The following is a 25,354-nucleotide window of genomic DNA, read 5'->3' as shown; positions in this document are numbered from 1 at the left end:
CTCCCCTTCTCACTTACTGTGATACCGAAATGTTGGTAACCCTATCAACACTCAGTAGAGACTCAATGGAGTCCGCGACTGTCTGGAACAACTCTTTCATAAGAACCCCGTTCATTCTGGAAGGGTTGTAGCGGAAAAAAAGCTCTGATGTATCTTTTAAGTCCTCCCACTCCATGATCATGTCAAATACGTTATGAAGGGCATCTTCTGTATGCAACCACCCTTTTTGTGCGAACAGGCAGCGGACATATCCAGGTTCAATGCGAGTCACATGTCTTTCAATATCTCTCGTATGGTACACTTCTGCTTCACCCACTTTTTTCTTCGCACCAGCCAGGATGAGCAAATCTTCTATTCTTTCAACTTGCGCAAAATCCACGTGAAAAGGCACAATCCAGCCTTTGCCGTCCATCATGGTATGCACGGTCACTTTAGGTCCGGTCGATATTTCATAAATAGCGTTCGAAAAAAGGGCGAGCCATACCGCTTCGTCTGCAACTTGCAACTCGTGACAAAATGTCTGGAATCGATCTCGTTGCGACGAGGACATCACCATACGGTACTGATTCTCTGCTCCGCTCCACTCCGCTTCGAAGTACGGCGCTTCCAACTGGACTGCTTGGAGCGGTATCTCCTTTTTTGACAATCCATCTGAACTGGAAATCAGCTGTGCGAGCTGTTCCACAGAAGGATAGGCAAAAATATCAGTTAGTGTGATGACATCTGGATATAAAAGGTCTACTTCCTCAAGCATCTGAATAACGAGAATCGAAGTCCCACCTATCTCGAAAAAGCTGTCATGGACTCCGAAATATTTCTTGCCAAGCAGCTTGCTCCATATTTCAAACAGCGCTTGTTGCGTCGCATCTTTAGGTCTATGCACCAACGCTTCCTGTTCCCGCATTTCCTGCCACTTGCTTAGTTCGTCTTCGACTTTCTGAAATGCTCCTTCTTTATATTTTTCAATATATTTATAACGCTGTAACTTGCCGCTGGTCGTTTGATGTATCTTGGAAATCGGTAGAATAACACTTAGATGAATACCCATCACATGGTTTACATGTCTGCGAATCTGATCCGCGTGACGTCCGAACTCTTCCAGCTTGTCTCTGTACAAGACAAACAATACAACCTCTTCCGTGCCTGTAGCTTCGTTATATACTCCACAAGCAATCATTCGTTTGATTTTCAGATCCGTACATTCCTCTGCAATGCGTTCAATATCATAGGGATAATAGTTGGAGCCGTTAATGATGATGATGTCCTTGGTTCTCCCCGTAAACACCAGGTGATTATGGATTAGAAAGCCCAGATCACCTGTATGAGCCCATTCGTCCGGCGTAAAAAGTTTGTTGGTCGCTTCTTCATTGTTATAGTATCCGTCTGTAATATTCGCACCCTTGATCTGGATATATCCGATATAACCCTTGGGGAGCGTACGACCAGAATCATCACAAATTCTCACCTGGCTATTTCGTAACGGGGTTCCCGTTCCAGAGAGTGCCAGCCCTGCTTCATCCTCACTTGATAGAAAAACAGCCTGGTCCCCGACACTGAGATTATCTCTACGGACATAATACGTTGTGAACGCTTCGTTCTGCTCCTGAATACATACCGCCACACAAGCTTCAGCCATGCCATATCCCATTTTCATCGATTTCCCGTCAAGTCCGAAAACGGCCATCTCATCTAAAAATTGTCGACATGCGTCCACATCGATAGGTTCTGCACCGTTCACGATCGCTTTAATTGGAGTTAAATTCCAATCAAAAGAGCGCTGGTTCGCAGCTTTGTGATACGCGTTTAAGAAATACTTGATTCCGAAATTAGGCGAAGCGAGCATTGTTGCCTTGAAGTGGCTGGCGGTTTGCAACCAGAGAACAGGCCGTCTTATAAAAAGCCATGTTGGCATCTGATACTGATTCAACCCGGCCACGAGCGGGAGCAAATGGAACATAATCATGCCGAGGTCGTGAGTCAGTGGCATCCAATTTAGAAAAGCATCTTCTGAGGTGGCTCCCAAACGTTCTTCCAGATCATAAATGTTCGCGAGAAGTTTGCGATGAGTCAGTTTCACACCTTTGGGTTCTCCCGTTGTACCCGAAGAAAACTGAATAAAGGCAACATCGTCAGGGTTGGCAGAAATAGGTTGCTCTTGATGTTTCAGGTTCTGGTTTATCAGATCCTGGATATTGAGTAGAGCACAATTTCGATCTGGAATACGGGACAGATGCTCACGAAGTTCTTCCACATGCCGCGATTCCGCTACAATAAAGGGACGGTTCAGAACACTGGTTACACGTAACGTTTTGGCCAGCGATTCTTCATTTTTACTCACCGTCAATGGAACAGGGATGAACCCACCCAGCAGGCATGCCCAGAAAATAACGAGGAATTCACGGGTGTTATCCAACTGCAAAATCACTTCAGATCCTTCACTTACTCCGTTCTTCCTTAGAAGATGCAGGGCAGACATTGAGGACCGATAAAGCTCCGCAAAGTTGCAAAATTCGCTCTGGGATTCTCCTTCAATAAAGGTGATCCCTCGCTCTTCCAGAACAGTGTGATGATTCAGGGCCTCATTGAGTGTGCTAAACATGCCGAACCACTCCTTCTTCAGCTATATGACTGAGAATATCTCCCCGTTGTAAAGCAGGAGTCATCTTACAATCCAAAATGTGATGTAACGCTTCGAGTGCTTTAGCATTACCGCCTGCAACATCGCCTGCCCTAGCAAGTTGCTCCAGTTCCCGAAACGGCCCCGCGACCTCTTCCAGATAATCCGAAGTTCCCCCGTGAATATTGTAGTTTTTGGCGCAAAGTGCCGCCTTTAAATAACGGGCATAGGAGACTGCTCCCGTCCCCTTAGGCATCCTCTCCTTTATCAGCTTCTGCAGATTCTCCTTTGTGTCTATAGACTGGATCATACATGCATCAAGCTTCTCTCTTCGCAGCATATTACTTAACACGCTGCCTGGCCCAACCTCGATCAGGTTGTTAACCTGCCTCTCCATTAGGAATTGCACACATCCCTGCCAGCGGACTCTTTCTACCATTTGTTCCGACAAAAAAGAGGGGATGCAAGTCACAGAAGGATAAGGAAGTGCTGTAACATTGGAAAGCACGGAATAGCGCATGGAATGAAAAGGGATACGACCAAGTTCATCATACAATTGCATGGCCGCATTTTTCATGAATGGGCTGTGGAAGGCACCGCCCACTTGGAGCGATGTAACATGACCTCCTAAGTCAATAAAGCGTTCTTTCATCTTTGTAAGCGCATTCACTTGACCGGAAACGACAGTTTGGCGACTGGAATTCAGATTGGAAATGACCACCAAGCCTCGATATTCAGGCTCAAGGCATTCCTTCTCAATGACTTGAGGGGTAAGCCCATGGATAGCCATCATGGAGCCTGCTTTATTCTTCTGGGCATCTCGCATCAGCATGCCTCTAAAACGGACAAGGCGAATGGCATCTGCAAAATGTAATGCTCCCGAAGCAGTAAGCGCTGTAATTTCTCCAAGACTGTGCCCTGCCAAATAGACTGGCTCACGTTCCATTCTCTCCATTAACACACGAAAGGCAGCGATGCCAACCGTCAAAATACACGGCTGTGCGTAATCGGTCCGGGTTAACTCTGCCAGACTCCCTTGAAAACAAAGGTTCGATACGCTGTATCCCAAGATCTCCGAGGCCTCTTCAAACGTTCTTTTGGCTACTATGGAACTGGAAAACAGCTCCTGTCCCATACCTATATATTGCGATCCCTGACCTGGAAACAGCAGTGCCGTGTGCATAACATCCCCCTCAGAACCAGATATTCGACAATATTCGATGTTCAATTTACGTTGTTACATGATTTAATTATCTAATCATAATTGAAATTTAAGGATTATAATACAATTTATTTACATTTGAACACATTATATCAACACTGCCTTAAACAGATCAATTTATTTTTTTTACCCATTGCAAAATGAACTGAATGTCATTTATATTATAATAAATCGTGATTCATTTTTAAGAAAAGGAGGAATTGATCCGATGTCTCCAAAGTTATCCGATGATCAGAAGGAACTAAGGACTTTGCAAATTCTTGAAGCAGCGAAACGTGCATTTGAATACAAGGGTTATGGGGCAACAACGCTAAAAGATATCGTCGAAGAGGCCGGTATGAGCAGAGGCTGGATCTATCTATATTATCAAAGCAAAGAAGAAATCTTCGAGGCACTGCTTCATTGGCAAGATATGCGGTACAAAGAACACATCGAAACCTTGATTCACTCTTCGTCATCCATCTGGAAAATTATCCAGGATCTCTATACGCAGCAATTAGAGGATCTGCTTCGTTTCCCAAATGCGGGACTACAATCTGCTTTCTATGAATACTCTCTGATTGGCTCACGCGATGAAGAACGCCGGAACTTACTGATTGAGCGCTACAATTCGGGTGTTGCACAGTTCGCAACCTTAATTCGGATTGGCGTAGAGCGAGGAGAATTCTCAACTGACATGGACGTGATGGACATTTCCAGACTCGTTGCATCGTATCAGGAAGGAATCATGACACACTCCATCACGGTAGGTACCGAAAAGGCTAAAACAAGCATGCAGTTTGAGGCGTTGCTCGCGTATCTGAAAACACTGTTACATCCCGTAATGATTCACGAACCTGACCATTCGGAGGAAAACTAATGCAGGAACTTTTCCGTAATCCAACTTTCTTGAAACTCTTTCTGGCAACCTTCACTTCGCAGCTGGGAAATGTCGTTGGAAATATGGCGTTCGCTTATTATATGGTGGATCGTTTCAGTAACCAGCCGTCTTTGGCCAGTATGGCAGAGCTTATGTATTCCCTTCCAACCTTAGCCGTTTTCTGGATTGTTGGAGTCGTCGCAGACCGTTTTGATCGTAAACATATTGCTACATACAGTGACTGGATCAGAGCTTTGTTAACCTTGTTATTGCTACTTTTTGTTCACTATGACGTGTTGTTTATGTGCTTTCTGATTCTTTTTCTGCGTAGTTCCATTTCCAAGTTTTTCGGACCGGCCGAAATGGGACTTCTCCAAGGTAGCATCGGTCCAGATCAGTACGTTCACGCATCTGGACTTATTCAGATCATCTCAGGTGTATTTATGCTTTTTGGACTGAGTCTGGGAGCAACGGCATACCATTTCATTGGTATCGAGGGAGCTATTATCGTGGATTTGTGCAGCTTCCTGTTATCTGGTTTCCTTCTCGCCTGGGCCAAATTTCCCGAACAGGCACGCATGCCGAACGGAAAAAACCGTGTACGTGATCTGCGATTTTCTCTTGTCATCAAAGACTTCTGGCAGGGGCTTCAATATATTATACATAACCGGCTTCTGCTGATTTTAATTAGTGGATTCATGTTTTTTGGTATAGTTAACGGAGTTTTTTCCGTCCTTCCAATCTTTTCAATGAAGTACAAACTTAGCCCGGATCAGTATGTTGTCCATTCATCCCTTGTCACTGTCTTTATGGGGATTGGTTTCTTGATCGGCAGTATTTTGGGTCCCATTCTGATTCGGCGTTACACAAGAACACCCATTCTGATCACTTGTCTATTTCTAGCAAGCCTGTTCCTGGCAGGATTGGGCCTCGTACCTCGTGTGGAGCTTTATTTCGTTATTATTCTGCTGGCAGGGATCGCCATTGCTCCTATCAACATTGCACTTGGTAGCTGGCTTCCGGAACTTGTTCCGCCTCAGAATATGGGACGTGTGAATTCACTCATTGAACCCGTTATGATGCTGGGCCATTCTCTGGCACTCGGAACGATCAGCTTGGCTTTCCCTGTGTGGATCAATGTGACATGGCTTCATCTGACACTCGCTATATGCACAGTCGCCGTTAGTTTCTTCTATTTGAGATCACTTCCGGGACTTGTTCGCAAAACCACGGCACCTGCAACTGCTGAACAGGCTACACCATAATCATATTTTCCAAACCAAATCCCCCCTGCAATCCATCGGAGACACTACAGCATTCAGCATGATCTCGATGTTTATTTCAGGGGGCACTCCATTTACATCATCTCACAACCCCTTGTTCTGCCTGTTACGAATCATTGCCACAATCCATAACAACAGCGGAAGTAGAATAAAAACAACGGGCAGGTTAAACGGTACGGCTACAAGCTTCGGAAAAAGAATAGAGCTATCCACAAAGTTCCGTGGCAGCATAGATAGTATGATGGCAATTGGAGATGCGATAAAGATGAAGCTCCGCCAACGTTTAACCCCTAGCCACTGGGCAGTCCCGTAAGATGCTGCAAACAGATATAAAGACACCTTGATAAAAATCCCCATGATCCAGATCGCAACGACGATCGCATCGAGATTTTGCAGGAAACCAAAGGAAATAAAACGTACCAGATTAAGAAACGGATAGGTCTGTCTGGATGCCGTAGAATAACCAAAGATAGCAATACATTGCATCGCTGAAAGTAAGGTGAAGAGACCTGCTATAACAGAACCTAGGAGAGCGCCCTTCACGCCTTTTCGTGGATCAGCCACAAAAGGAAGAATCATCATGAGCAATATATTGTCGCCTAGGAATGAGGCTGTTGGCAAAGCTCCCTTCAGCAACACGGAAAAGGTATTGTCCATAATAATCGGCTGCAGGTTATCAAGTTGGATTTGGGAAATATTGAGGAGCAAGGGCACCATAATACCAAGCAAGATGAGAGGGCCCAGTACCTCGCTGCATCTGGCCAAGACCTCGATACCCGCATACGTTACATAAGCCGCAACAACAAGCATGCCGATAATGGGGATGATGACTGGCGTCAATTGAAGGATGGTGCCAATCATAAAATCGCCATACTGTCGCAAGATAATCCCTAGCACCGTAAACCAATATAATACATAGATCAAAATAATCACATGCCCCAGAAACTTGCCCATAATTTTAGGTGCATAGCTGATAAGAGACTCATTGGGATACATAATGCTTATACGTGTCAGCACATAGGCAAGTCCTACGGAAAACATACTGGAGAGTAATATGGAAATCCAGGCATCCTGCTTGGCAACAGCAATGGACGGATTAATCGTAAGCAGGATGGTCATACCAATCTGCATCGTGGAAATCAGCCAAAAAACCTGATTACCACTGATTTTTTCCTTGTACATGAAGACCCTCCTCTCCCTATTGCTTCTGTTGGGTATTGAACATGCCTGGACGCAAAATATCCGCTTGTGCATTTACTGTAATTTTGAGTTCTGGAAAAATAGTGTCCCATTCCTTCTCATGTTTTTTCCACAAAACGGGATATTTACGGTGAAATGCACCAGCAAAATTAAAAATATCCGCTTTATATTTGGTTTTAGCTTCATGGATCGCCAGGTGAATACGCTCTTCTATATTTTCTTCCAGTTGTTTTTCAATATTCGCCAAGCTATCACTGCTCTGGTCGATGTTAATCTCCGTTGTGTTCTGAATCAACTGATTTTTGCAATCCACATCGATTCTGAGAGACCATTCCCCGTTCTTGTACATGGGTGTAATCTTGGATCGGTTCCTCAATAGTTGCACCGACAAGGTCCCCTTCGTGTGCTCTGGACGAATTGTAATGATCGCATTATTCATCTCATCTACAGCCCACAAGATACCACGAGTGATTCGGTTATCCGCTACACCTACCAACTTATGGTTGTGCATGATCGCTGTTCCGTTAATGTAACCAATGCCTTTGGATGGGTCATCTTGTCCCGGAGCTTGTAATATCTCGACCCAAGGGAGTAAAGCCGCTCTACTCTCATCCTCCAGCATCTCCATTAAATGTGCCATCGACGAGTTGATGCTCGTTTTGTTTACTGCCATCTCACGCAAAACTTCAGACGTATTCCGTTCCAGAATCGAATGTTTTTCTAATACTTCTCTGGCCTTTCCCTTGGTGACAAAAGTAAACGCGCGTTCGCGCGGCTCGGAATCCCGCATGAGGAAGTCTAAATCATCCTTTAAGCCCTGCTCTACCTTTTCTGCACCAAATAAATAGACTTCGGAATGCCCCCAGAAAATTTTGCGCGAAAACTTCATCTGCAATTGGGCCAGGGCATCTGCTATATTGACACCTTGAGCGGATTGCACAAACGTTGTGCCACTTCCACCCGTTGCTTCTCCCCCAGACTGACCGCTTTGAGTTGAACCTTGAGGGATAAAAATCTGAATACTCACTTCAATCGAGTTGTCACTTGCCTTATCAATGGCTACACCCGTTACAAGCGCAAGATCATTGATCTCCTTACGATCCCAACATCCAGCCAGCAGTGGAAAGAATAACAGAACAACCAACATTAGACAAAAATAACGCATCCACGGCTTCATGGCGAGGCTCCTTCATCCTCTTGATCCGGACGGTTATTGGAGGGTTGCCGAATTGCATTTTTTCGCCCTGTCAAACTTGGTCTCTTGAGATTAGCCCATATTGGCGACACCATGAAGCTGTCGAGCATTTCACTCCACTTCATTGGCGCAAGGGGCTGTAGATAGGGAACACCGAGCGAGCGTAAGGAACATAGATGAATAATGATGGCGATGACGCCAAGCATCAGACCGAGCAGTCCAAACATTCCTGACAGAAACATAATCGGAAAACGTAACAGACGAATAGCTATACCCGCGCTATATTGTGGCAGCAAAAAAGATGCGATACCGGTAATGGCAACCACCATAACCATTGGGGAAGAAACAAGACCAGCAGAGGTCGCTGCCTGTCCAATAACAAGCGCGCCAACGATACTGACGGCGGAACCGACCTGTTTGGGCAAACGTACGCCAGCTTCTCGCAGTGCCTCGAAGGAAACCTCCATGAGCAACGCTTCAATCAACGCAGGAAACGGAATCTCTTCCCGTGACTTCGCGATACTAAGCAACAATGAGGTGGGCACCATTTCCTGGTGAAATGTCAAAATGGCTACGTAAAGAGAAGGCAGCACCAGCGAAATAATCAGGAACAAAAATCGCAGCCAGCGAATGAAACTGCTTATGACATAACGTTGGTAATAGTCTTCCGGTGATTGTAACATCGCAAAGAAAGTCGTCGGGGCAATGAGACAGAATGGTGTGCCATCCACCATAATGCCGATTTTTCCTTCAAGGAGAGAAGCGCTGACTACATCCGGTCGCTCTGTAACTTGAATCTGCGGGAACGGAGAATAGGGGTGATCCTCGATCAATCCCTCGATATAACCACTTTCCAGCACACCGTCAATATCAATTCTCTTGATGCGGCTGTGAACCTCTTCAACTAATGCATGGCTAGCAATGCCGTCAATATGAACAACAAGGACCGACGTTTTTGTATATCGCCCAACCTGAAACGGATCTAATTTTAGAGAAGGGTCTTTAATTTTGCGGCGTAGCATCGAAGTGTTTACACTGAGTGTCTCTGTAAAACCTTCCCTTGGCCCGCGAATAATCGATTCTGCTGCTGGCTCCTCAATGCCCCTTTGCTGCCAACCAGCTACCCCAATGGCAATACCAAACGGCAGTTGATCTACAAGCAATGCGACACAACCGTTAGCGATATGGTTTAACAAATCCTCAAAGCTTGTCACGATGGTGAGCTGACTTGTGGTCACAATAGAACCTATGTATGCGAAGTCAATCTGAGATTTGTCCGTGCGGGCTTGTAAGAGCGGGGCCAAAACATGCAGATCCAGCAACGATTCATTGACCATTCCGTCAATAAACAACATAAACGCTTCTCTGCTGCCCGCAAGCGGAAATGTTCTGGTTTTGATATCTGTGGAATGGTTGTATATCGTTTGGACAATGTCCACATTCTCCGAAAGCACGGTGCTGAAGGGCATCGTTCGGTAATCCAAAACGTCGACCATCTGAACGCTCCTTAAATAGGAAAAATAGTTTATTCGTTCAATGTACAGCCTAGTAGCAAAATTCAATGTAAGGATATATTTTCCCCAATCGGATTTTTTATTCTTTTAGCGTGAAAAAACAGCAAATAAACCACTTCAAAATGAAGTGGTTTACGGATGGATTTATACCTCTAGCGTTCTATTTTCACATTGCCCACAAGATTCATTTCTTCAACAGCCGTTTTACCCGCAATTCGTCCAAACGTAAAGATGTCTGTCAGGGCATTACCGCCCAAACGGTTGCCTGCGTGAATCCCCCCTGCCACTTCTCCAGCGGCATATAGATGGGCAATCGGCTGGCCGTTTTCATTCAATACACGGGTTTCCGTATCAATCTTGATCCCGCCCATCGTATGGTGAACGGCAGGTTTTCTAGGCGTAGCGTAAAATGGCGCTTTCTCTACTTTTAAACTAAACGTATCCTTATGGAATTCGGGATCAAAGCCCGCATCCACATAAGAGTTATACTTATCAATTGTCGTTCTGAGTACCTGAGGGTCCATGCCCACTTTTACTGCCAGTTCTTCAATCGTATCCGCTTTAAACAGAGTCCCCGCTTCAACTTGCCGATCTATCTTCTCCTGGCTGGTATTCGCTGCGGTTTTCTTAATCTCGTCGTCAGCGATTAGATAAAATAAACTTCCCTGTTCGATGGCCGCTTTAGTCAAGACATCCCGTCCAGAAAATTCATTAACGAAACGCTCGCCTTTTTTGTTAACAATGACAAAGTTCTCAGGTGGTACTTGTAGTCCACTGAACAGTTCGCCAGTCTCTGGATCGGCTACAGGCATCATTTGTGTGAAACCCATGCCTGTTAATGCCGCGCCTGCACTCTTGCCAAGCGATATTCCATCCCCTGTCATCGCGTAGGAATTCGTCGTTTTGATATCATCATCGATGTGGCTCCAGTACGTGTTATATTCCTTGAGCATCTGTGTATTTGCACCAAAACCACCACTAGCAAGCACAACAGCTTTCGCATGAACGGTGATTCTCTGTCCGTTGACTCCAGTTGCAATAACACCTGCTATTTTTCCATCTTCGATGATGAGCTGTTTAACCGGACTATCTGTAATAATTTGACCGCCATTTTCTTCTACATACTTGCTAAGTGCGATGATAAAGGCAGAACCATAACTTTTGACAGGTTTATGACCACGTCGCCACAGGGCACCCACTGGAGCAAATACGATGCTCTTATCATATTCGACCCCGATATCTTCAAGCCATTGCACACTTTCCAGGGCACGGTCTGTAAGTACTTTGACCAAATCATACTGTCCATAGATCGTATTGCCATTCAAATCCGTTCGTTTGCCCCCAAAATACGTTTGCATTCTGTGAAGTAGCGGGGAATCGAATAAATAAGCCTTTTGTGTTCCGAACTTTTCCTGATATGCTGTGAATTCTTCTTTTAGTGCATGGAAATCATCTATATATTCGGGATGGATTAGGTTCTCATCCGTACTTAACAAATTCTCAATAGTCTGTCTTTCACCTGGATTTTCATTAAACTGTTGTTGCCATAGAGGATCAGCTGCATTAACAGGACCACCCGAACGGATCGTGTTGCCCCCTACGGCTGGATATTTCTCCAGAACAATCGCACTTGCGCCGTGTTGTAGAGCTGTTGCAGCAGCACTTAAACCCGCGCCGCCTCCCCCTACAACGACCACGTCACAAGTATATTCCTCATCATCTTTCATCTGGCTGCTGGCAGGTTTTGCACGTCTTTTCAGAATATCCGGATTCACGCCGGCAAGCTTAACTGCTTTAGCAACACCGTTGATGACCGCGTTGCTCGTTTCAGAAGCACCGGAGAGCGCATCCACATTGAGTGTCTGTCCTTCAATAATTTTATTCGGAATTCTCACAAAAACAACATCGGCGATACCCTCGGTTTCCCCCTTTGCATCAATATCGATACTCTCGATTCGGTTTGTACTAAAAGACACTTTCATCGGCAAATTCCCACTGTGACCAATGGCATTGACCTCATACACACCCGGTTTATAAGTAAACTCTTCTTCCTCATTCAACTGATTAGAAATTTTGGCAAAACGAAGGAAACGCAGGAAACATACTTCCAAGAAATCAATCGTTCCTTCATGATTCAGGTTTCCTGCTTCGTCAAACGCTTTATGTGCACTCCCCAGCAAAAACTCATACCCTGGCATCACATTAGCTTCAACACCCGGTGCATCCAGAATTTGACGAAGATGCAACTGGGCACGAGATGAACCTTGTGTTCCCTGTGACGCTCCAATGATCATAACGGGCTTCCCAGCCAGCGGATGGATTTCAAAGCTAAGCCATTCGAGCAAGCTCTTAAGGGATGAAGGGATGGAATGATTATATTCCGGAGTTGCAATGATGACGCCATCACTTGCGATAATTTTCTCATTAAACGATTGTATAATGGCACTGTTCGTCTGGTTATCGGATTGATTAAACATCGGCACATCTGTAATATCGAGAATTTCAATGGCTGCTCTGGACTCAAATTGTTTTTGCATGAACTGAAGCAACTTGCGATTATACGATTTCTTTGCATTAGTGCCTACGATTGCTATGATTTTCATTGTAGTCAGCCTCCTACTCTTGCCAGGAAAATTTTTTCGTTTTTTGCTTCAACGTTCTTTTGGACAACAGTTCCGTCGTGATCTCCGTAAACAAAACAAACTCCCTGAAAATCTCTTCAAGCTCCGCTACTTTTTCTGCGCTAATCAGGCTGCCACTGTGATCAAATGCACTCTGCGATTTTCCCAAAAGAAACTCGCTGCTAGGCATCATTCTCGCTCCAAGCTCAGGTGAGTCTAGAATTTGTCTAAGATGCGCTTGCGCTCTGGAAGAACCAAGTGAGCCGTGGGAAGCACCTACGATCAGAACAGGTTTGTCCTTCAAGGTTTGAGTAGTATAACTGACCCATTCCAGCGCACTTTTCAACACAGCAGGGATCGCATGGTCGTACTCCGGAGTAGCAATAATAATGCCCTTAGCTTTGGAAATCTGATCCAGTAAATCTTGCACCTTCACAGGAATGTCAACTTCAGCATCTTCTATTTCATCTTTTTCAATAAAAGCAGGTAGATCCTTAATTTCAAACAAGTCAATCTGAGCCTCATCTGCAAAATGCTTTTGCATAAATTGAAGCAGAGTACGGTTCGTTGATTCATCCGAATTGGTACCCACGATAGCTAAATAATTCATGGTAATCCCCTTTCTGTCATTCGAAAATAATGTTCGTCAAAGTCAGACTCGATCTTTCGGCATAACTCTAACATAGGAATGGAAGATTGATCTAATAGTTATTCATTGCAGTTTGATAACCAATTTGTTATAATCAGCTCAAATTCAAAGTTTGTTATTTTTTTCACAAAGGGTGAGGGACATGTCTAAATTAGAATCACAGGATATTTTGTGTTACATCGACAGCCTTTTGAAATACAGTAACTTTAGCAAAGCCGCCCAATCACTGTATATTTCTCAGCCCTACCTGACCAAGGTCATCAAAAAAGTCGAAAACCAGTTGGATTGTGAGCTGATCACTCGCAACAAGCTTCCATATCGATTAACCGAACAGGGAAAGATCTATTATCAGTATTTAACATCGCTCGAACATAGCTACGCCAAGCTCATGAAAGAAATTTCCTATGCATCGGATATCGGCAACAAAGTGTTACGAATCGGAATTCTGCCTAGCCTGGGTTCTTATTTGATACCCCTTTTTTTACCTGCATTTTTAAAGCTTCATCCTGCTTATAAGATTAATCTGGTAGAGGATCTGCCTGAAAAAAATGAAAAACGGCTGCAAAATGTTGAATTGGACTTCTGGATTGGACAAAATTCGAGTAGTATTTCTCCAAATCTAAACGCATTTAGTTGGGGCAAGCATAGCTACCGGGCTGTTATCCCGCGCGGCTGTGAACTGTATCAAAGAAATGTTGCCGTCATCCCGGAGGGTACGTTTGATATTGCTACCATTCTGAGTCAGCAGCTCGTTTTAACGTCCAAAGGCTCTGCCGTCCGTAAACAGATCGATCAATTACTTAGTGTGCACAAAATACAACCAAGCATCGTGATGGAAAGCAACGAAATTCACACAGTGTTGAAGCTTGCCAAACAAAATATGGGCCTGACGATCATTCCCGAAAGTGTCCGAATTGACGAGTCTGCTTCGGAATACAACATCTACCCAATCCCGATTGATAAGATGAGTCTGGACTATTTTATAGCACATCATAGCGAAAGAAAGCTGTCTAGTGTGGATCATGACCTTATCCATACATTTCTGAATCATGGACAACAATGTGCAGTGTAGGAGGAGATCCGCATAAATACTTTTACGAAAATGATCCCTCTCATGGGAACTAAGATTTCTCTATTTATCGAGGGGGAAGATGCAGAAGAGTTCGCGCAGGAAGCAGAGAATATGCTGTTCCGTTACGAGAAAGTGTTTAGCGCCAACAGTGATCACTCACAGCTCGCGATGTTGAAGCAAGAAGCCGCCTCCCAACCGCTTCAAGTCGACAGGGAGCTGTATGATCTCATCAAGATAGGCAAAGAACATAGCCTGGAGGAAGATTCTTTTTTAAATATTGCGATTGGCCCGTTGATCAAATTGTGGAGAATCGGTTTCCGCGAGGCACAGGTGCCAGAGGATGCAGAGATTAAGAAGGTACTGGCGCTCTTAAAGCCTGAACATATACAGCTCAATGATGAGCACCAGACCGTACATTTATTAAAAAAGGGGATGGAAATCGACCTGGGAGCCATCGCTAAAGGTTATTTTGCCGATCAGGTGATGGCCTTTTTCAAGAAAAACGGAGTAATCTCAGCTATGGTCGATATGGGCGGAAATGTGCTTGTTCATGGGGACTCCCCTTCGGGTTCGAGTCACTGGAATGTGGGAATACAGAATCCCTTTTTACCCAGAGGCAATGCAGCAGCAATCGTCAGTATCAGGGAGCAATCCGTCGTTACCTCAGGCATATACGAGCGTGTTTTAGAAAAGAAAGGACAGCAGTACCATCATATCTTTAGTAGCAAAACAGGCTATCCCATTGAAAGTAATGTCGCTTCGTTAACCATTATTGCGGATAGATCACTCGACTGTGACATCTATACGACAGAATTATTCGGATTAGATGCGGCCTCCATTATTCATAAAGTGAATCAAATGAAACATATCGAAGCCGCCGTCATCACGACAGATGGGAATCTGGCCTACACCGAAAGTCTACGGGGAAGAATCCAACCACTATCCAGTTAATGAATGAGGAGATTGTTCAGGCGATTCTCAGAGTGTTTCAATCAATTTCTGAATCTTAGATTCGGAGATTAAATATACAGGGCCTAAGATATCCATTTTGCCGTCTTTTACACGAATAGCACTCTCCTGCTCTGCCGCATACACATTCATCTGTTCAGATAGTGGAAACAGGTATCCTTTAACAAAAGCGCCATAGTCGCGCCTAGAATGAGATTCATAGGCAAAATGATCAAAGCTCAAACCCTCATAAATCGTCGTTGTTTCAGCCTTAGGGGTATCGTCACTCGAAGATATCCATTTTGCAGCCATATTTAATGCACCTGCACTTGCACCGATGATAATGGCATTACTATTCTTAATCATATCGGATAGTTCATATTCCGCCAAAAACTCATGCTGCTGAACAGGATATCCTCCACACATAAAAATGACAGACGCGTTCCGAATCAACTGATGAGCCTCTTCTTTCTGCATACGATAATCAATGAAGTGATATTCATCAAAAATCAGGTTAGCCTGAGTTAACCAGGTCCATTCCGTAATATCCTCAAAGTTCACTTGCTCTCCTTCATAATCAGACGGCTTAGCGCTGATCATTACAAGTGATTTTCTATCTGTGATATCCTCTTGCAATCGTTCGACCAGTTTCTCTGGAAAAAAATTATTAAACCAACTGAAATAATAGTGAGTACTCAAACTGTATTACCTCCATATGTATAATTGACCTATCTCTATACTTAAGAAAACTAAAAACATAACTCCATACTAGCATAGCATCGAATTAAATGATGAGAAATGGTCCTATCTCCGAAAAGAAGTATGTCCGTTGCCCTATTCAGACCTGCCCACCCTATAAGATAATATAGAGTATATATAAACTTCGAATAAGGGATGGGATGATCATGAGTACGCTACAACCAATTATCCATGTCTTGCAACATTCTTCTGATGAAGACGTCGTTGAACAATTTTTTGAGCACGAGCCATTAATCTGGATTGATTGGAGAGAAGACGAGGGGGACATCATCCAATACTTCAACGGTCAACTGCCGGAATCCGATCAGATCAAGTGTGAGATCATCGACATCGACAAGCCGAGAGGCGTTGATATTGTGTTAAGTTCGAACGATCGAAAGCATACAATTCCGTTCGCCGATGATCGGACTGATCGAGACAGCGCGATTCGGGCGATGCAGGAAATGATTGCTCCCCGATATCAGATTCGATGGTTTATGGAGTCTTTAGGCAACGACACGTTAGCATATCTCTTATTATCTACGGAACAGTGGACAGAACTGGAGAACCAGTTCAGCAAAGAAAAACTTGAATTCTACTTCCAGCCAGTAACAAATAAAAGCAATATGTTTTCTCTCGACATGGATGAAGTATTCACTTTAATTGAAACAAGGCAAAAAGCGCGTACCTCCGAATAAGGGATGAAAACTCGTTGGTACTTGTACACTACTCTAAGTTCCCCGATTTTTATATCAAAAACGCCATCACGTATTGTGATGGCGTTCCTTTTATTTGGGAGCCTAGTAGGTTAACCGCTTCGTCTTGACTCCACGTAGATACCCTATATTTAACAAGCTTACATCAAACTCCATAAATTATAGATCATCATTGCTGCTTCGTCACGGTTAGCCGTTTTCTTCGGTGCAAACTCATCGTTACCTACACCGTTTATGATGCCTGCTCCTTGTATTGTCTCTACCGCTTGCTTCGCATAGTTTGCGATGTTTGCTTTATCCTTGAAAGCTATAGCTTCACGATCTTGTAATTTTAGTTGCTTCAATTGGATCGCCTTGTATACCATAACGGCCATATCTTCACGCGTAATATTCTCATGAACTCCGAAACTTCCATCTGGTTTCCCGTTCACAATCCCCAGCTTCTGCGCGATTGCGATATTTCCATGGTACCATTCTCCTTGTTTCACATCACTAAAGCTTGCCGCCTCGCTCTCATCCGATAACTCCAACACATTCATCAGCATCGTGATGAATTCTGCTCTTGTCACCTGACCTTTCGGATTAAACTCGCCATCGCCCACACCCTTTACGACTCCTCTTGCTCCCAATGCCGAGATCGCATCTTTCGCCCAGCCTTGGGTCACATCCTGAAAGCTCGTTGCAACATACGCTACCGTATACTTACTTAGATCCGTTGGTTTGAACTCTACTTGACCTGTTCCTGCATTGTATTTACCATTCATCACAACTCTTAGCTCTCCGTTGCCCTTTACATCGTATACGATGATGTTGTTTGGATTCTCAGAAACCTTCAGCGTATATGGCAATGCAATCACGAGATCATCTCTACCATCAAACGCCGTAAGCTTCGTACCATCTATCGTTAGCTTGATATCATATACGACCTCACCATTCATCCTAGCTTGTGTGCCAGCTGGCAGTTGATTAGCCGCTATTTTCTTGATCGACAATCCTAACGTTTTCCCTGCGCTTGTTTCTGTTCCAAGCCGTTCGGTAGCCAACGTTACGACTACTGAGCCTGTGTTAATCTCGATGTGATCTACCTTAGAAGCTGCACTTGTTAAGCGGGGATCTACCGCTAACTCAACGCTTAACTCGTTCAAGCTTTGATCTCCTTCAAGTTGTACCTGTAGCTTATCACCTGTCGTTTGATCAAGTGCACGCTTCACTGTATCAGGACTTAGCTTCACTATAGAAGCACCGTTCTCATTAACAACTGGCTTAATGTTTATCTGACCGTTGCCCATCACAACCGGTTCACTTCCACCTGTAGAAGCTGGTGGTACTGTAGGTGCAGGGATGTTACCGACACTACCACTACCGCCACCATCTCCATTACCACTGCTTGGTGCATGTGGTGTTCCCGATACCACAACCCCTGCGGATTCTTGCCCCGCTACGTTTATCGTAGTAATACGGAATTCATAACGCGTGCCATTTGCAAGTCCTGTGACTTCATAACTGCTAGCCGCATGATTCAGCGTTACCGTCTTAAACTCTGTATTTCCATGACCTGTAATCTTAATAGCGACCAGATCGCTTTCTGCAGGATTACTCCATTTCAAAGTAAGCTTCTGATTACCAGCTATTACGCTTGTTCCGGTCACTTCTCCTGGCGCAGTCGGTTCAACCAGTGGTGTCACCGTTACTGTAGCGCTGGATGATATACCACCATCTACTGTAGTTACTGTAATGCTTGCTGTTCCTGGTGCCACCGCTGTTACTCGACCTGTCGCACTTACAGTCGCTACAGCTGGATTACTTGAGCTCCATTTTACTGCCTTTTTCGTTGCATTTGCCGGTGTGATCGTAGCTGTCAATTGCCCTGATTGACCTTCTACGATGGACAACGTCGTTTTGTCCAAGCTAATTCCGCTAACCGGTACCGTCTTCCCACTGAGTGCATCATACTCACTTTGTGTAATCGGAATGACCGTTCCGTGACGCGGACTAGCGGGTAAGTTGTAGTTCGAAGATAATGTCCACTCGCCTGATGCAAGATTGGTTGTCTCGAATGGAATATAACCTCTTCCACCAAACTCATCTACGAATAAATACCACTTTTCTTCTGTATTCGATTTGAAGATGGTTGGCCCCTCGACCCATTTCATGTTACCCACACCTTGATTAATCATCTTGAAGGTTGGATCTAAGATCGAGTCACCCATCTCTTGGAAAATCATCTTGCCAAATGGAGCAGTAACTCCGTTGTCTCGTTCATCCTTCGTAAAACGATACACTTTTCCATCATGTTCAATCATTGTAGTGTCAATGATGGAGTACCCATAATCCAAATATACTTTCGGTTCAGTAAACGTATAGAAATCTCTTGTCTTGCTATACATCATTTGTTGATAAGCGTTACCGGTATGAGATGCATCATCAAACATTCTTGATGCCCAAAATACGATATATTCACCTGTTGTCTTGTCGTACATGATTTCTGGTGCCCAGGTATTACCCGCTTCTTCGGGTGCAACCTCTACCATGCGTTGATCTGTCCAGTTGACGAGATCACTCGATTCCCACACCATAATGGAACGGCTACCCCACGTCTGTGCTCTGCCCCAGTTACCATTACCGTTGATTTTCAGATCGGTGGCGATCATGTAGAACTTGTCGCCTTCAGGCGAACGAATAATGAATGGATCACGTACTCCCTTCTCTCCTAAGGTAGAGGTCAGTACAGGTTTACCCTCATTCAATTCTCGCCAGCTTAACGGATCATTACCGTTACTTAGTGCAAAATAAACTTGCTCACCTGTTGAAGTACCTTCCCCAGTGAAATAGGTGAAGAAGTATCCTGCATATTTTTCATCAGCAGGCAGTTCCTTGACCTTCGCAATAAACTCCTTCGTAGCGGATGCTGAGTTTAATGTAATCGTAGCTGTAAGCTTCACGTCTACATCTCCACGACTATTTGCAGGACGTTGCACTTCCCCAGTCAACGACACGACATTTGGTTGAGCGGAAGCCCAAGTAATCGTTGTCCCATATAATCCAGATGTCGGTAAGGAGAGATGACCTCTTACATCCTGAATGTTATGCACAACTAGTGCCGCTTTTGCTTCATCTACAGCATTGGCATCGCTCGGCAATGCTTTAACCATCATCGTAAAAGTTTTGTTCGTTGTCTCTGTACCATCTGTAAATACCGCTGTTAACGTTACAACTTGATCACCAGTTGCGTTATCTGGTCTAGTCACGACACCTGTAGTTGAGATCACATTGCTCTTATCCGTTGTCCAGCTTATTGTTGTGCCATAAGCACCTGAAGTTGGCAAGGTTACATTGCTTGTAATCGCATCTTTGGATGTATTCGAAGCAAGCAGTTCATCGATTGTTAATTTCTCTGTCGCAGCCGATACAAGCATGCCCTTCATTGAAGCAATCTTCTGATCCGCACGAGCCTTAAGGACTGTAATCTCGGCCGCAGTCATAGCACCATCATAGATTTGGAAGTCTGCAATCAACCCGCCGAAGTATGGATCAGCTGTATAAAATGATTTACCGATGGTTCCACTGCTGCCTGAAGTATTTTTTATTTGTTCTAGCGTCATTCCATTCGTTGAGCCTGTTGCAACAGCAACACCGTCAATATAAATGGTTAGTGTGCCATCCTTGCCTGAAACAACCGTCGTCACTACTTTCCATTCATTATTCTTTAAGCCAGTGGTAGAAGTTGAAGACTCATTATTCCAGGCATTCGTCGCGATGCCTAAACGCGCTAGACCGTTAGCATTATATCGTGGTGTGAAATACGTATAGTGCGTATTATTATTTGGCCTTCCTAGTGCGTACAACCACTCCGCAGCGTTTTTACCGCTCCAATTCACAATCGATGAGACGGTGATATCCGTTAATCCATCGAGAACTCCTTGTGGCAGCTCTACATAGGAGTCCGCCCTGCCCCCGTTAAAGCTCAGCACACCAGCATCTTCTGTACGAATCCATTCTGCCTTAGACGGATTCATCCATTTCCCGTTGAATTTTCCGGTTTGGTCCATAACCGTCGCAGTCGCACGATCAATATCATTCATATCGTAGTGCAGAATGAGCTCAGCCCCGGATGGCTGCTCTACTGGTAGAGTAACGTCTTCTTCCGCTAATGCTGCAATCTCCTGACCAGATAATGCACGATTATAAATACGGAAGTCATCCAATTTACCATCAAACAGACGATCAGAACTATTTCTGGATTTACCAATATAATTCATCGTTGTTTCCAGTAACATTCTGGGCTCAACATTAAATGTCGAGCTGCGTTTAACCTCTTTCCCATTCACATAAAGTACTGCTTCGAATTCATCCATAGTAACGGCAACATGTTGCCAAGTCTTCGTTGGTAATAGTCCGGCATTTCGCAATGCATATTTGTAATCTGACCCGAGTTTCGTGCTGTCATTGCTAAATTTTTCTGTAAAAGGGGTTACGACAGCGAACTGCAGACTACCTGTATCACCTTGTGTACTCAGGTACATGGTATTGCGGTTAACCTGTCTACCTGTTTCGGAAGCAAAATCAAATATTCTCTGATTGGCTTGATTTTTGTCCATTTGAACCCATGTAGAGAACGTAGCCTTCTCCAGATTCAAAGATTGAATCAGGTTATCTGGCAGTTTCACATATCCTGTAGACCCATTAAGCTCTAGCGAAGCGCCCTTTTTACCGATGTGATCCTCTTCATTAATCGTTGCTCCACCTACCAGTGTTGCGTGATGGCCGTTCCCCGAAATGTCGTTCAACGTTGTACCATTCACTGTATTTGCATCGAATGAGTAATGTACAACCGGGTCTGTTGATGGTGCGGGTCCCTTCACAGCATATTTCTCTTGCAAAGCATTATACTCCGCACGTGAGATTGGGATCACCGTTCCGTGCCTTGGTCCTGGCGGAAGTGCATATTGATCACTGCTTAATACATTGTTAATATATTGCGTGCTGCTATTCAGATCTGTTGTATATCGTACATGATAAGGCCATGAATCCAGGAACAGATACCACTTGTCTTGATGAATATCCTTAAATATGGTTTGTCCTTCGTTGTTTCCATTTTTTCCGATCAAGCCAAGTTTGTTATCACGTGTACCCGGAACAGCGTCGTATTGAAGGCCATTGGCAGCAATACCGTCCTTGTCATAGTAGAAATTTGGTGCTTTCTCCACATACACTTTGGTATTGACTTCTGATTTGGTAAATCGATACAACATATCATTATGCTCAATAAACGTCGTATCAATGGTTGGAAGTGACTCATCAATCATGACCTTTGGCTCTGAAAAGTTATAGAAATCTCGTGTTGTTGCATAATACATCACATTATACTGACCTGCCGGTCTCCCGTTATAATCACCGTATGTCTCTGTATTTTTCATCGATGATGCCCAAAATACGATATACTCTCCAGTTGCAGGATCATAGATCGCTTCTGGCGCCCACGTATTTCCTCCTGTCTTGGGAGCAACCTTGACCATTCGTTGCTCACTCCAGTTGACGAGATCCTCCGACTCCCAGATCATCATGTAATGACTGCCCGTAATTTGAGCCTGGTCGAAATTCGTACTTTCACCCATTTTCAAATCGGTTGCCAGCATATAGAATTTATCACCTTCTGCTGAACGAATAACGAATGGATCACGAAGTCCCTTTTCACCCATATTCGATTGAAGGATCGACTTCCCATTGTTCAACGCTTTCCAGTACAATGGATCTTCAGCCGTAGCGAAGGAAATTTCTTCACCACCCTCATATTCACCTGTAAAGTACGCAAAGAAGTACGCATCAAGCTGTACTGGCGCAGCTGCTTTTTTAACGGTAAGATCAAACGTACGCTCTTTGGAAGCTGAGCCATTTGTAATTGTGGCTGTTAACTTAACGGGTACCTCCGTAGCTTGGCGGCTTACCCACCCTAACTGTGTAGCATTACTAGCCGCTTCAGCCGTGCCTTTAACAACGGTAGGTCTGCTAGACGTCCACGTAATCGTGGAGCCTTGTTCACCCTTAGTCACAAGACGCAAATTTCCTTTAACATTGTCTGCATTGTAGATCTCTAATTGTTCAGCATCCAGATCAACCTTTTGCTGGTCATCAAATTGCTTCAAGATCGTAACAGGGAATACAGCCGATGTAGATACGCCTTGATACGTTAATGTAGCCGTTAGCTCTGCTTGAACATCGCTTGACTGAGCATCTGGACGTTGTACAGCGCCACTGTTAGAAATAACTGTAGGCTGACTGGAACTCCATGTGATACTTACACCGTTTTTACCGCTTGTTGGTAAGGTAACATTTTTCGTTATTTTATCCGCACTCTGATCTGCCTCGTCCAAGTAACGATCTATGCTAAGTTGATTCGCTGCATCATCAACAGTAAGCTGACGTATTTTCGAGATGTGAGTTACGGCTTCTTGTTGATATAACTCGCCCACTTCTTGCTCCGTCAACGCACGGTCATATACTCGGAAATCAGCTATGCTTCCTTGAAGATATGGATCGTTCGCGAAGATGGACTTGCCGATAAATCCAGAGAACGTAGAATCTGGATTAATGATGTCTGACAGCTTGAGTCCCTTCGCATTACCTGAAGTAACCTTGACTCCATCCACAAATAATGTGATCGTGTTGCTGGCTTCAGAGAAGGACACCGTTAGATGCTTCCACTGTCCAGCGATCAGGTTTGAGTTTGCGCTACCTGTCACTAACGCTTCGTTCGGCCAGCCATTTCTAGAAATACCTGTAGCAATCATATTGCCCGCTCCGCTACCGTGACGTGGAGTTACAAAAAAATACTTGTTTGTTTCCGGTGTTAACACTGTACCCAGACCGAAAAACCAGCGATTCGTACCATCATTCGTCCAGTTCACGATGGAAGATACGGTAATCTCATTCAGACCTTGTAATAGATCTAGTCCATTGGAGCCCTTAGGAATCTCAACGTATCCACTATTCGATGTAGAGCTCCCACCATTGAAGGAAATAAAACCAACCTCACTGTTAGAAATGAATTGTCCATTATTTGCATTTTTAAATATTCCATCAAATGTAACTTGTTTGTTGGCGACATCCTTCAGTACGAGTTGACCATCTACTTCTGCAGTGGTTTTCATGTTGTAATGAAGAATCAGATCATCATTTTGCGACTTGGCTTGAACGTTAATAGCGGATACAGCTGTAAAATCTCCATCTTTCGTTTGTACCTTAATGGTGGCTGTCCCTTCACTAACCGCTGTAACGTTACCTGCCGAATCGACATTCGCTACACTGGAATTACTCGATGTCCAGGTAACTTTTTTATTGGTTGCATTCGCAGGTGAAATTGTAGCCACGAGTGTCTCGCTGTCCCCTACTGATAAACGAAGTGTAGATTCATTAAGAGATACACCTTTAACAGTAACTTGTTCAATAGAGTCATCCTTAGGCAACAAGGTGACGATAAACGCCTTCGTTGCTTGGCTCCCACCCAAAGAAATGGTTGCCGTTAACGTCACTTGTTGCTCCATTTCTCGTAAAAACACTTCCCCCGTTGGGCTAATTGCACTTTCATCACTGGAAGACCATACTATCGATGCGCCATATTTATTGACAGAAGGAAGTTCAAGAGATTCGGTAACGGCAGATAGGTCACCTAACGTCAGCTCTTTTTTGCTTTGTTGTACTTGCTTTTCATCGAGTGATTGTTGATATACTCCAGCGATATCATCACTACTTAATGCCTCTCCGTAAATTCTCAAATCTTGAAAGCTACCCGCAAAAGTAGCATCCCCCAAATAATTGGAGCGACCGATGTAAGCTTGCAAATCCGTACCAAAGCTTGCTGTTGTTTTCTCTTTGGAGACGGTGCCTATACTTACTCCGTTAATGTAACCTGTAATAGAGTCTTCTGTAATCACCGTTGTATAGTGAACCCATTGACCTTCATACTGTGACGTAGAAGGGCCTGATACGCCTACCTCCGTCGTCCAAGGCTGATCAACATTATTGCCATCTGTAAATACGGACTTAAACTCACCACTTGGATTGGATGGATTAAACAGCCAGTAATTCGTTGGCAACTTATTTTCAGCTGCTGGCGTACCGTAGAATAAGGCTGCGTAATTCCCACGTCCAGTGTTACTCTTCATCCATACAGAGATCGTTGTGTTTTCTTGATGGTCGAACAAACCCGTAGGAAGTTGCACGTAATTCGTAGTACTATCGGTCCCTCCAGGCAGAGTAAGACCATCGGCATAAGTGATATTGCCTACAGCCGTCCCATGCTTGCCATTACCTGATGTATCCAACACATCTTCAAGCAATGGATAATGCGCCAACATCGTTGGTGTAATTGGGTCAGCTGAAGCTTGATTTTTAAATGGCATACCAAAACTAAAACAGCTACTGAAGGTCAACAGTAAAACCAAAGTGATGTTTGTCATTCGCTTTCGCATAGCATTCTTCCCCTCATTGAATATTCAGAAGCACACAAAACCATAGCTCGCTTTCAAACCAAGACCCCTTCACTCAAGAAACTAGAGAACCACCCCAAAATGAATACGCTTACATTTTTTCATATTACGTGTTCCGATATTTCAATTCAATGTACTATCATGTTAATAACGTGGACTTTTTTATTTCAATTTGAAATTTGATTTGGATTGAAGCATTGTCCCTATTCCTCGAATCAATCGTTTTTATTCCAA

Annotated in this window: 14 protein-coding genes; 5 read left to right on the top strand and 9 right to left on the bottom strand. The window is 44.2% G+C overall.

From position 1 onward, the window contains the following. Positions 1 to 13 precede the first annotated feature (13 nt). Both MHI38_RS25865 and fabD read right to left on the bottom strand, forming a co-directional pair. Positions 14 to 2,599 (bottom strand): AMP-binding protein, encoded by a 2,586-nt coding sequence (locus MHI38_RS25865; protein ID WP_154886686.1) that lies wholly within the window; start codon positions 2,597 to 2,599, stop codon positions 14 to 16. After that, positions 2,592 to 3,800, bottom strand: coding sequence for an ACP S-malonyltransferase (gene fabD, locus MHI38_RS25860; RefSeq protein ID WP_154886688.1), 1,209 nt, complete (start codon positions 3,798 to 3,800; stop codon positions 2,592 to 2,594). The genes MHI38_RS25865 and fabD overlap by 8 nt, the downstream gene beginning before the upstream one ends. Positions 3,801 to 4,047: 247 nt before the next feature. Here fabD and MHI38_RS25855 point away from each other — a divergent pair, with 247 nt between their 5' ends. Together MHI38_RS25855 and MHI38_RS25850 are read left to right on the top strand one after the other, a co-directional pair. Then, positions 4,048 to 4,698 (top strand): TetR family transcriptional regulator, encoded by a 651-nt coding sequence (locus MHI38_RS25855; protein ID WP_154886691.1) that lies wholly within the window; start codon positions 4,048 to 4,050, stop codon positions 4,696 to 4,698. Beyond that, entirely contained in the window at positions 4,698 to 5,963 is a 1,266-nt protein-coding gene (locus tag MHI38_RS25850) for an MFS transporter (protein WP_154886693.1), read from the top strand. Before MHI38_RS25855 ends, MHI38_RS25850 begins: the two co-directional genes overlap by 1 nt. A gap of 102 nt (positions 5,964 to 6,065) precedes the next feature. On the opposite strand, the gene MHI38_RS25845 is transcribed toward MHI38_RS25850, so the two are convergent. The 5 genes from MHI38_RS25845 to MHI38_RS25825 all read right to left on the bottom strand — a co-directional run bounded on the left by MHI38_RS25845 (position 6,066) and on the right by MHI38_RS25825 (position 13,121). Beyond that, positions 6,066 to 7,163, bottom strand: coding sequence for an endospore germination permease (locus MHI38_RS25845; protein WP_186809561.1), 1,098 nt, complete (start codon positions 7,161 to 7,163; stop codon positions 6,066 to 6,068). Between the two features lie 16 nt (positions 7,164 to 7,179). Next, positions 7,180 to 8,358, bottom strand: a complete 1,179-nt coding sequence (locus tag MHI38_RS25840; RefSeq protein WP_154886697.1) for a Ger(x)C family spore germination protein — start codon at positions 8,356 to 8,358, stop codon at positions 7,180 to 7,182. Then, on the bottom strand, positions 8,355 to 9,872 hold the full coding sequence (locus MHI38_RS25835; RefSeq protein ID WP_154886699.1) for a spore germination protein: 1,518 nt from the start codon (positions 9,870 to 9,872) through the stop codon (positions 8,355 to 8,357). Before MHI38_RS25835 ends, MHI38_RS25840 begins: the two co-directional genes overlap by 4 nt. Before the next feature lie 170 nt (positions 9,873 to 10,042). Further along, positions 10,043 to 12,493, bottom strand: coding sequence for a flavocytochrome c (locus tag MHI38_RS25830; protein ID WP_154886701.1), 2,451 nt, complete (start codon positions 12,491 to 12,493; stop codon positions 10,043 to 10,045). Positions 12,494 to 12,506: 13 nt separating this feature from the next. Further along, a complete protein-coding gene (locus MHI38_RS25825; protein WP_154886703.1) occupies positions 12,507 to 13,121 on the bottom strand; it encodes an NAD(P)H-dependent oxidoreductase in 615 nt (204 codons plus the stop codon). 181 nt (positions 13,122 to 13,302) lie between these two features. On the opposite strand from MHI38_RS25825, the gene MHI38_RS25820 reads away from it, so the two are divergent. After that, the gene (locus MHI38_RS25820) at positions 13,303 to 14,232 is read left to right on the top strand and encodes a LysR family transcriptional regulator (RefSeq protein ID WP_154886706.1); all 930 of its coding nucleotides are present in this window, start codon (positions 13,303 to 13,305) and stop codon (positions 14,230 to 14,232) included. A gap of 42 nt (positions 14,233 to 14,274) precedes the next feature. Continuing rightward, complete coding sequence (locus tag MHI38_RS25815) at positions 14,275 to 15,183, top strand: FAD:protein FMN transferase (protein WP_261769173.1); 909 nt, start codon at positions 14,275 to 14,277, stop codon at positions 15,181 to 15,183. A gap of 27 nt (positions 15,184 to 15,210) precedes the next feature. Here MHI38_RS25815 and MHI38_RS25810 read toward each other — a convergent pair whose 3' ends face one another. Beyond that, the gene (locus MHI38_RS25810) at positions 15,211 to 15,879 is read right to left on the bottom strand and encodes a Type 1 glutamine amidotransferase-like domain-containing protein (protein ID WP_154886709.1); all 669 of its coding nucleotides are present in this window, start codon (positions 15,877 to 15,879) and stop codon (positions 15,211 to 15,213) included. A 206-nt stretch (positions 15,880 to 16,085) separates the two neighbouring features. Between MHI38_RS25810 and MHI38_RS25805 the strand changes: the two genes are divergently transcribed. Further along, positions 16,086 to 16,616 carry a glutathione reductase gene (locus tag MHI38_RS25805; protein ID WP_154886711.1) on the top strand — a complete coding sequence of 177 codons (531 nt, stop codon included), beginning with the start codon at positions 16,086 to 16,088 and terminating at the stop codon, positions 16,614 to 16,616. Between the two features lie 158 nt (positions 16,617 to 16,774). Here MHI38_RS25805 and MHI38_RS25800 read toward each other — a convergent pair whose 3' ends face one another. Beyond that, a complete protein-coding gene (locus MHI38_RS25800; protein ID WP_341181846.1) occupies positions 16,775 to 25,033 on the bottom strand; it encodes an immunoglobulin-like domain-containing protein in 8,259 nt (2,752 codons plus the stop codon). Positions 25,034 to 25,354: the final 321 nt, after the last annotated feature.

The sequence above is a fragment of the Paenibacillus sp. FSL K6-1558 genome (assembly GCF_038002565.1).
Lineage (GTDB): Bacteria > Bacillota > Bacilli > Paenibacillales > Paenibacillaceae > Paenibacillus > Paenibacillus polysaccharolyticus.
The sequence above is the reverse complement of the archived record's forward strand: the minus strand, read 5'-3'. Positions and strand labels throughout refer to the sequence as shown.

Excerpts from the sequence above, each read along its gene's own strand:
- MHI38_RS25830 (WP_154886701.1), bottom strand. The coding sequence starts at position 12,493 with ATGAAAATCATAGCAATCGTAGGCACTAATGCAAAGAAATCGTATAAT.
- MHI38_RS25815 (WP_261769173.1), top strand. The coding sequence starts at position 14,275 with ATGGGAACTAAGATTTCTCTATTTATCGAGGGGGAAGATGCAGAAGAG.
- MHI38_RS25835 (WP_154886699.1), bottom strand. The coding sequence starts at position 9,872 with ATGGTCGACGTTTTGGATTACCGAACGATGCCCTTCAGCACCGTGCTT.
- MHI38_RS25845 (WP_186809561.1), bottom strand. The coding sequence starts at position 7,163 with ATGTACAAGGAAAAAATCAGTGGTAATCAGGTTTTTTGGCTGATTTCC.
- MHI38_RS25805 (WP_154886711.1), top strand. The coding sequence starts at position 16,086 with ATGAGTACGCTACAACCAATTATCCATGTCTTGCAACATTCTTCTGAT.
- MHI38_RS25820 (WP_154886706.1), top strand. The coding sequence starts at position 13,303 with ATGTCTAAATTAGAATCACAGGATATTTTGTGTTACATCGACAGCCTT.
- fabD (WP_154886688.1), bottom strand. The coding sequence starts at position 3,800 with ATGCACACGGCACTGCTGTTTCCAGGTCAGGGATCGCAATATATAGGT.
- MHI38_RS25840 (WP_154886697.1), bottom strand. The coding sequence starts at position 8,358 with ATGAAGCCGTGGATGCGTTATTTTTGTCTAATGTTGGTTGTTCTGTTA.
- MHI38_RS25825 (WP_154886703.1), bottom strand. The coding sequence starts at position 13,121 with ATGAATTATTTAGCTATCGTGGGTACCAATTCGGATGAATCAACGAAC.
- MHI38_RS25855 (WP_154886691.1), top strand. The coding sequence starts at position 4,048 with ATGTCTCCAAAGTTATCCGATGATCAGAAGGAACTAAGGACTTTGCAA.
- MHI38_RS25865 (WP_154886686.1), bottom strand. The coding sequence starts at position 2,599 with ATGTTTAGCACACTCAATGAGGCCCTGAATCATCACACTGTTCTGGAA.
- MHI38_RS25800 (WP_341181846.1), bottom strand. The coding sequence starts at position 25,033 with ATGCCATTTAAAAATCAAGCTTCAGCTGACCCAATTACACCAACGATG.
- MHI38_RS25850 (WP_154886693.1), top strand. The coding sequence starts at position 4,698 with ATGCAGGAACTTTTCCGTAATCCAACTTTCTTGAAACTCTTTCTGGCA.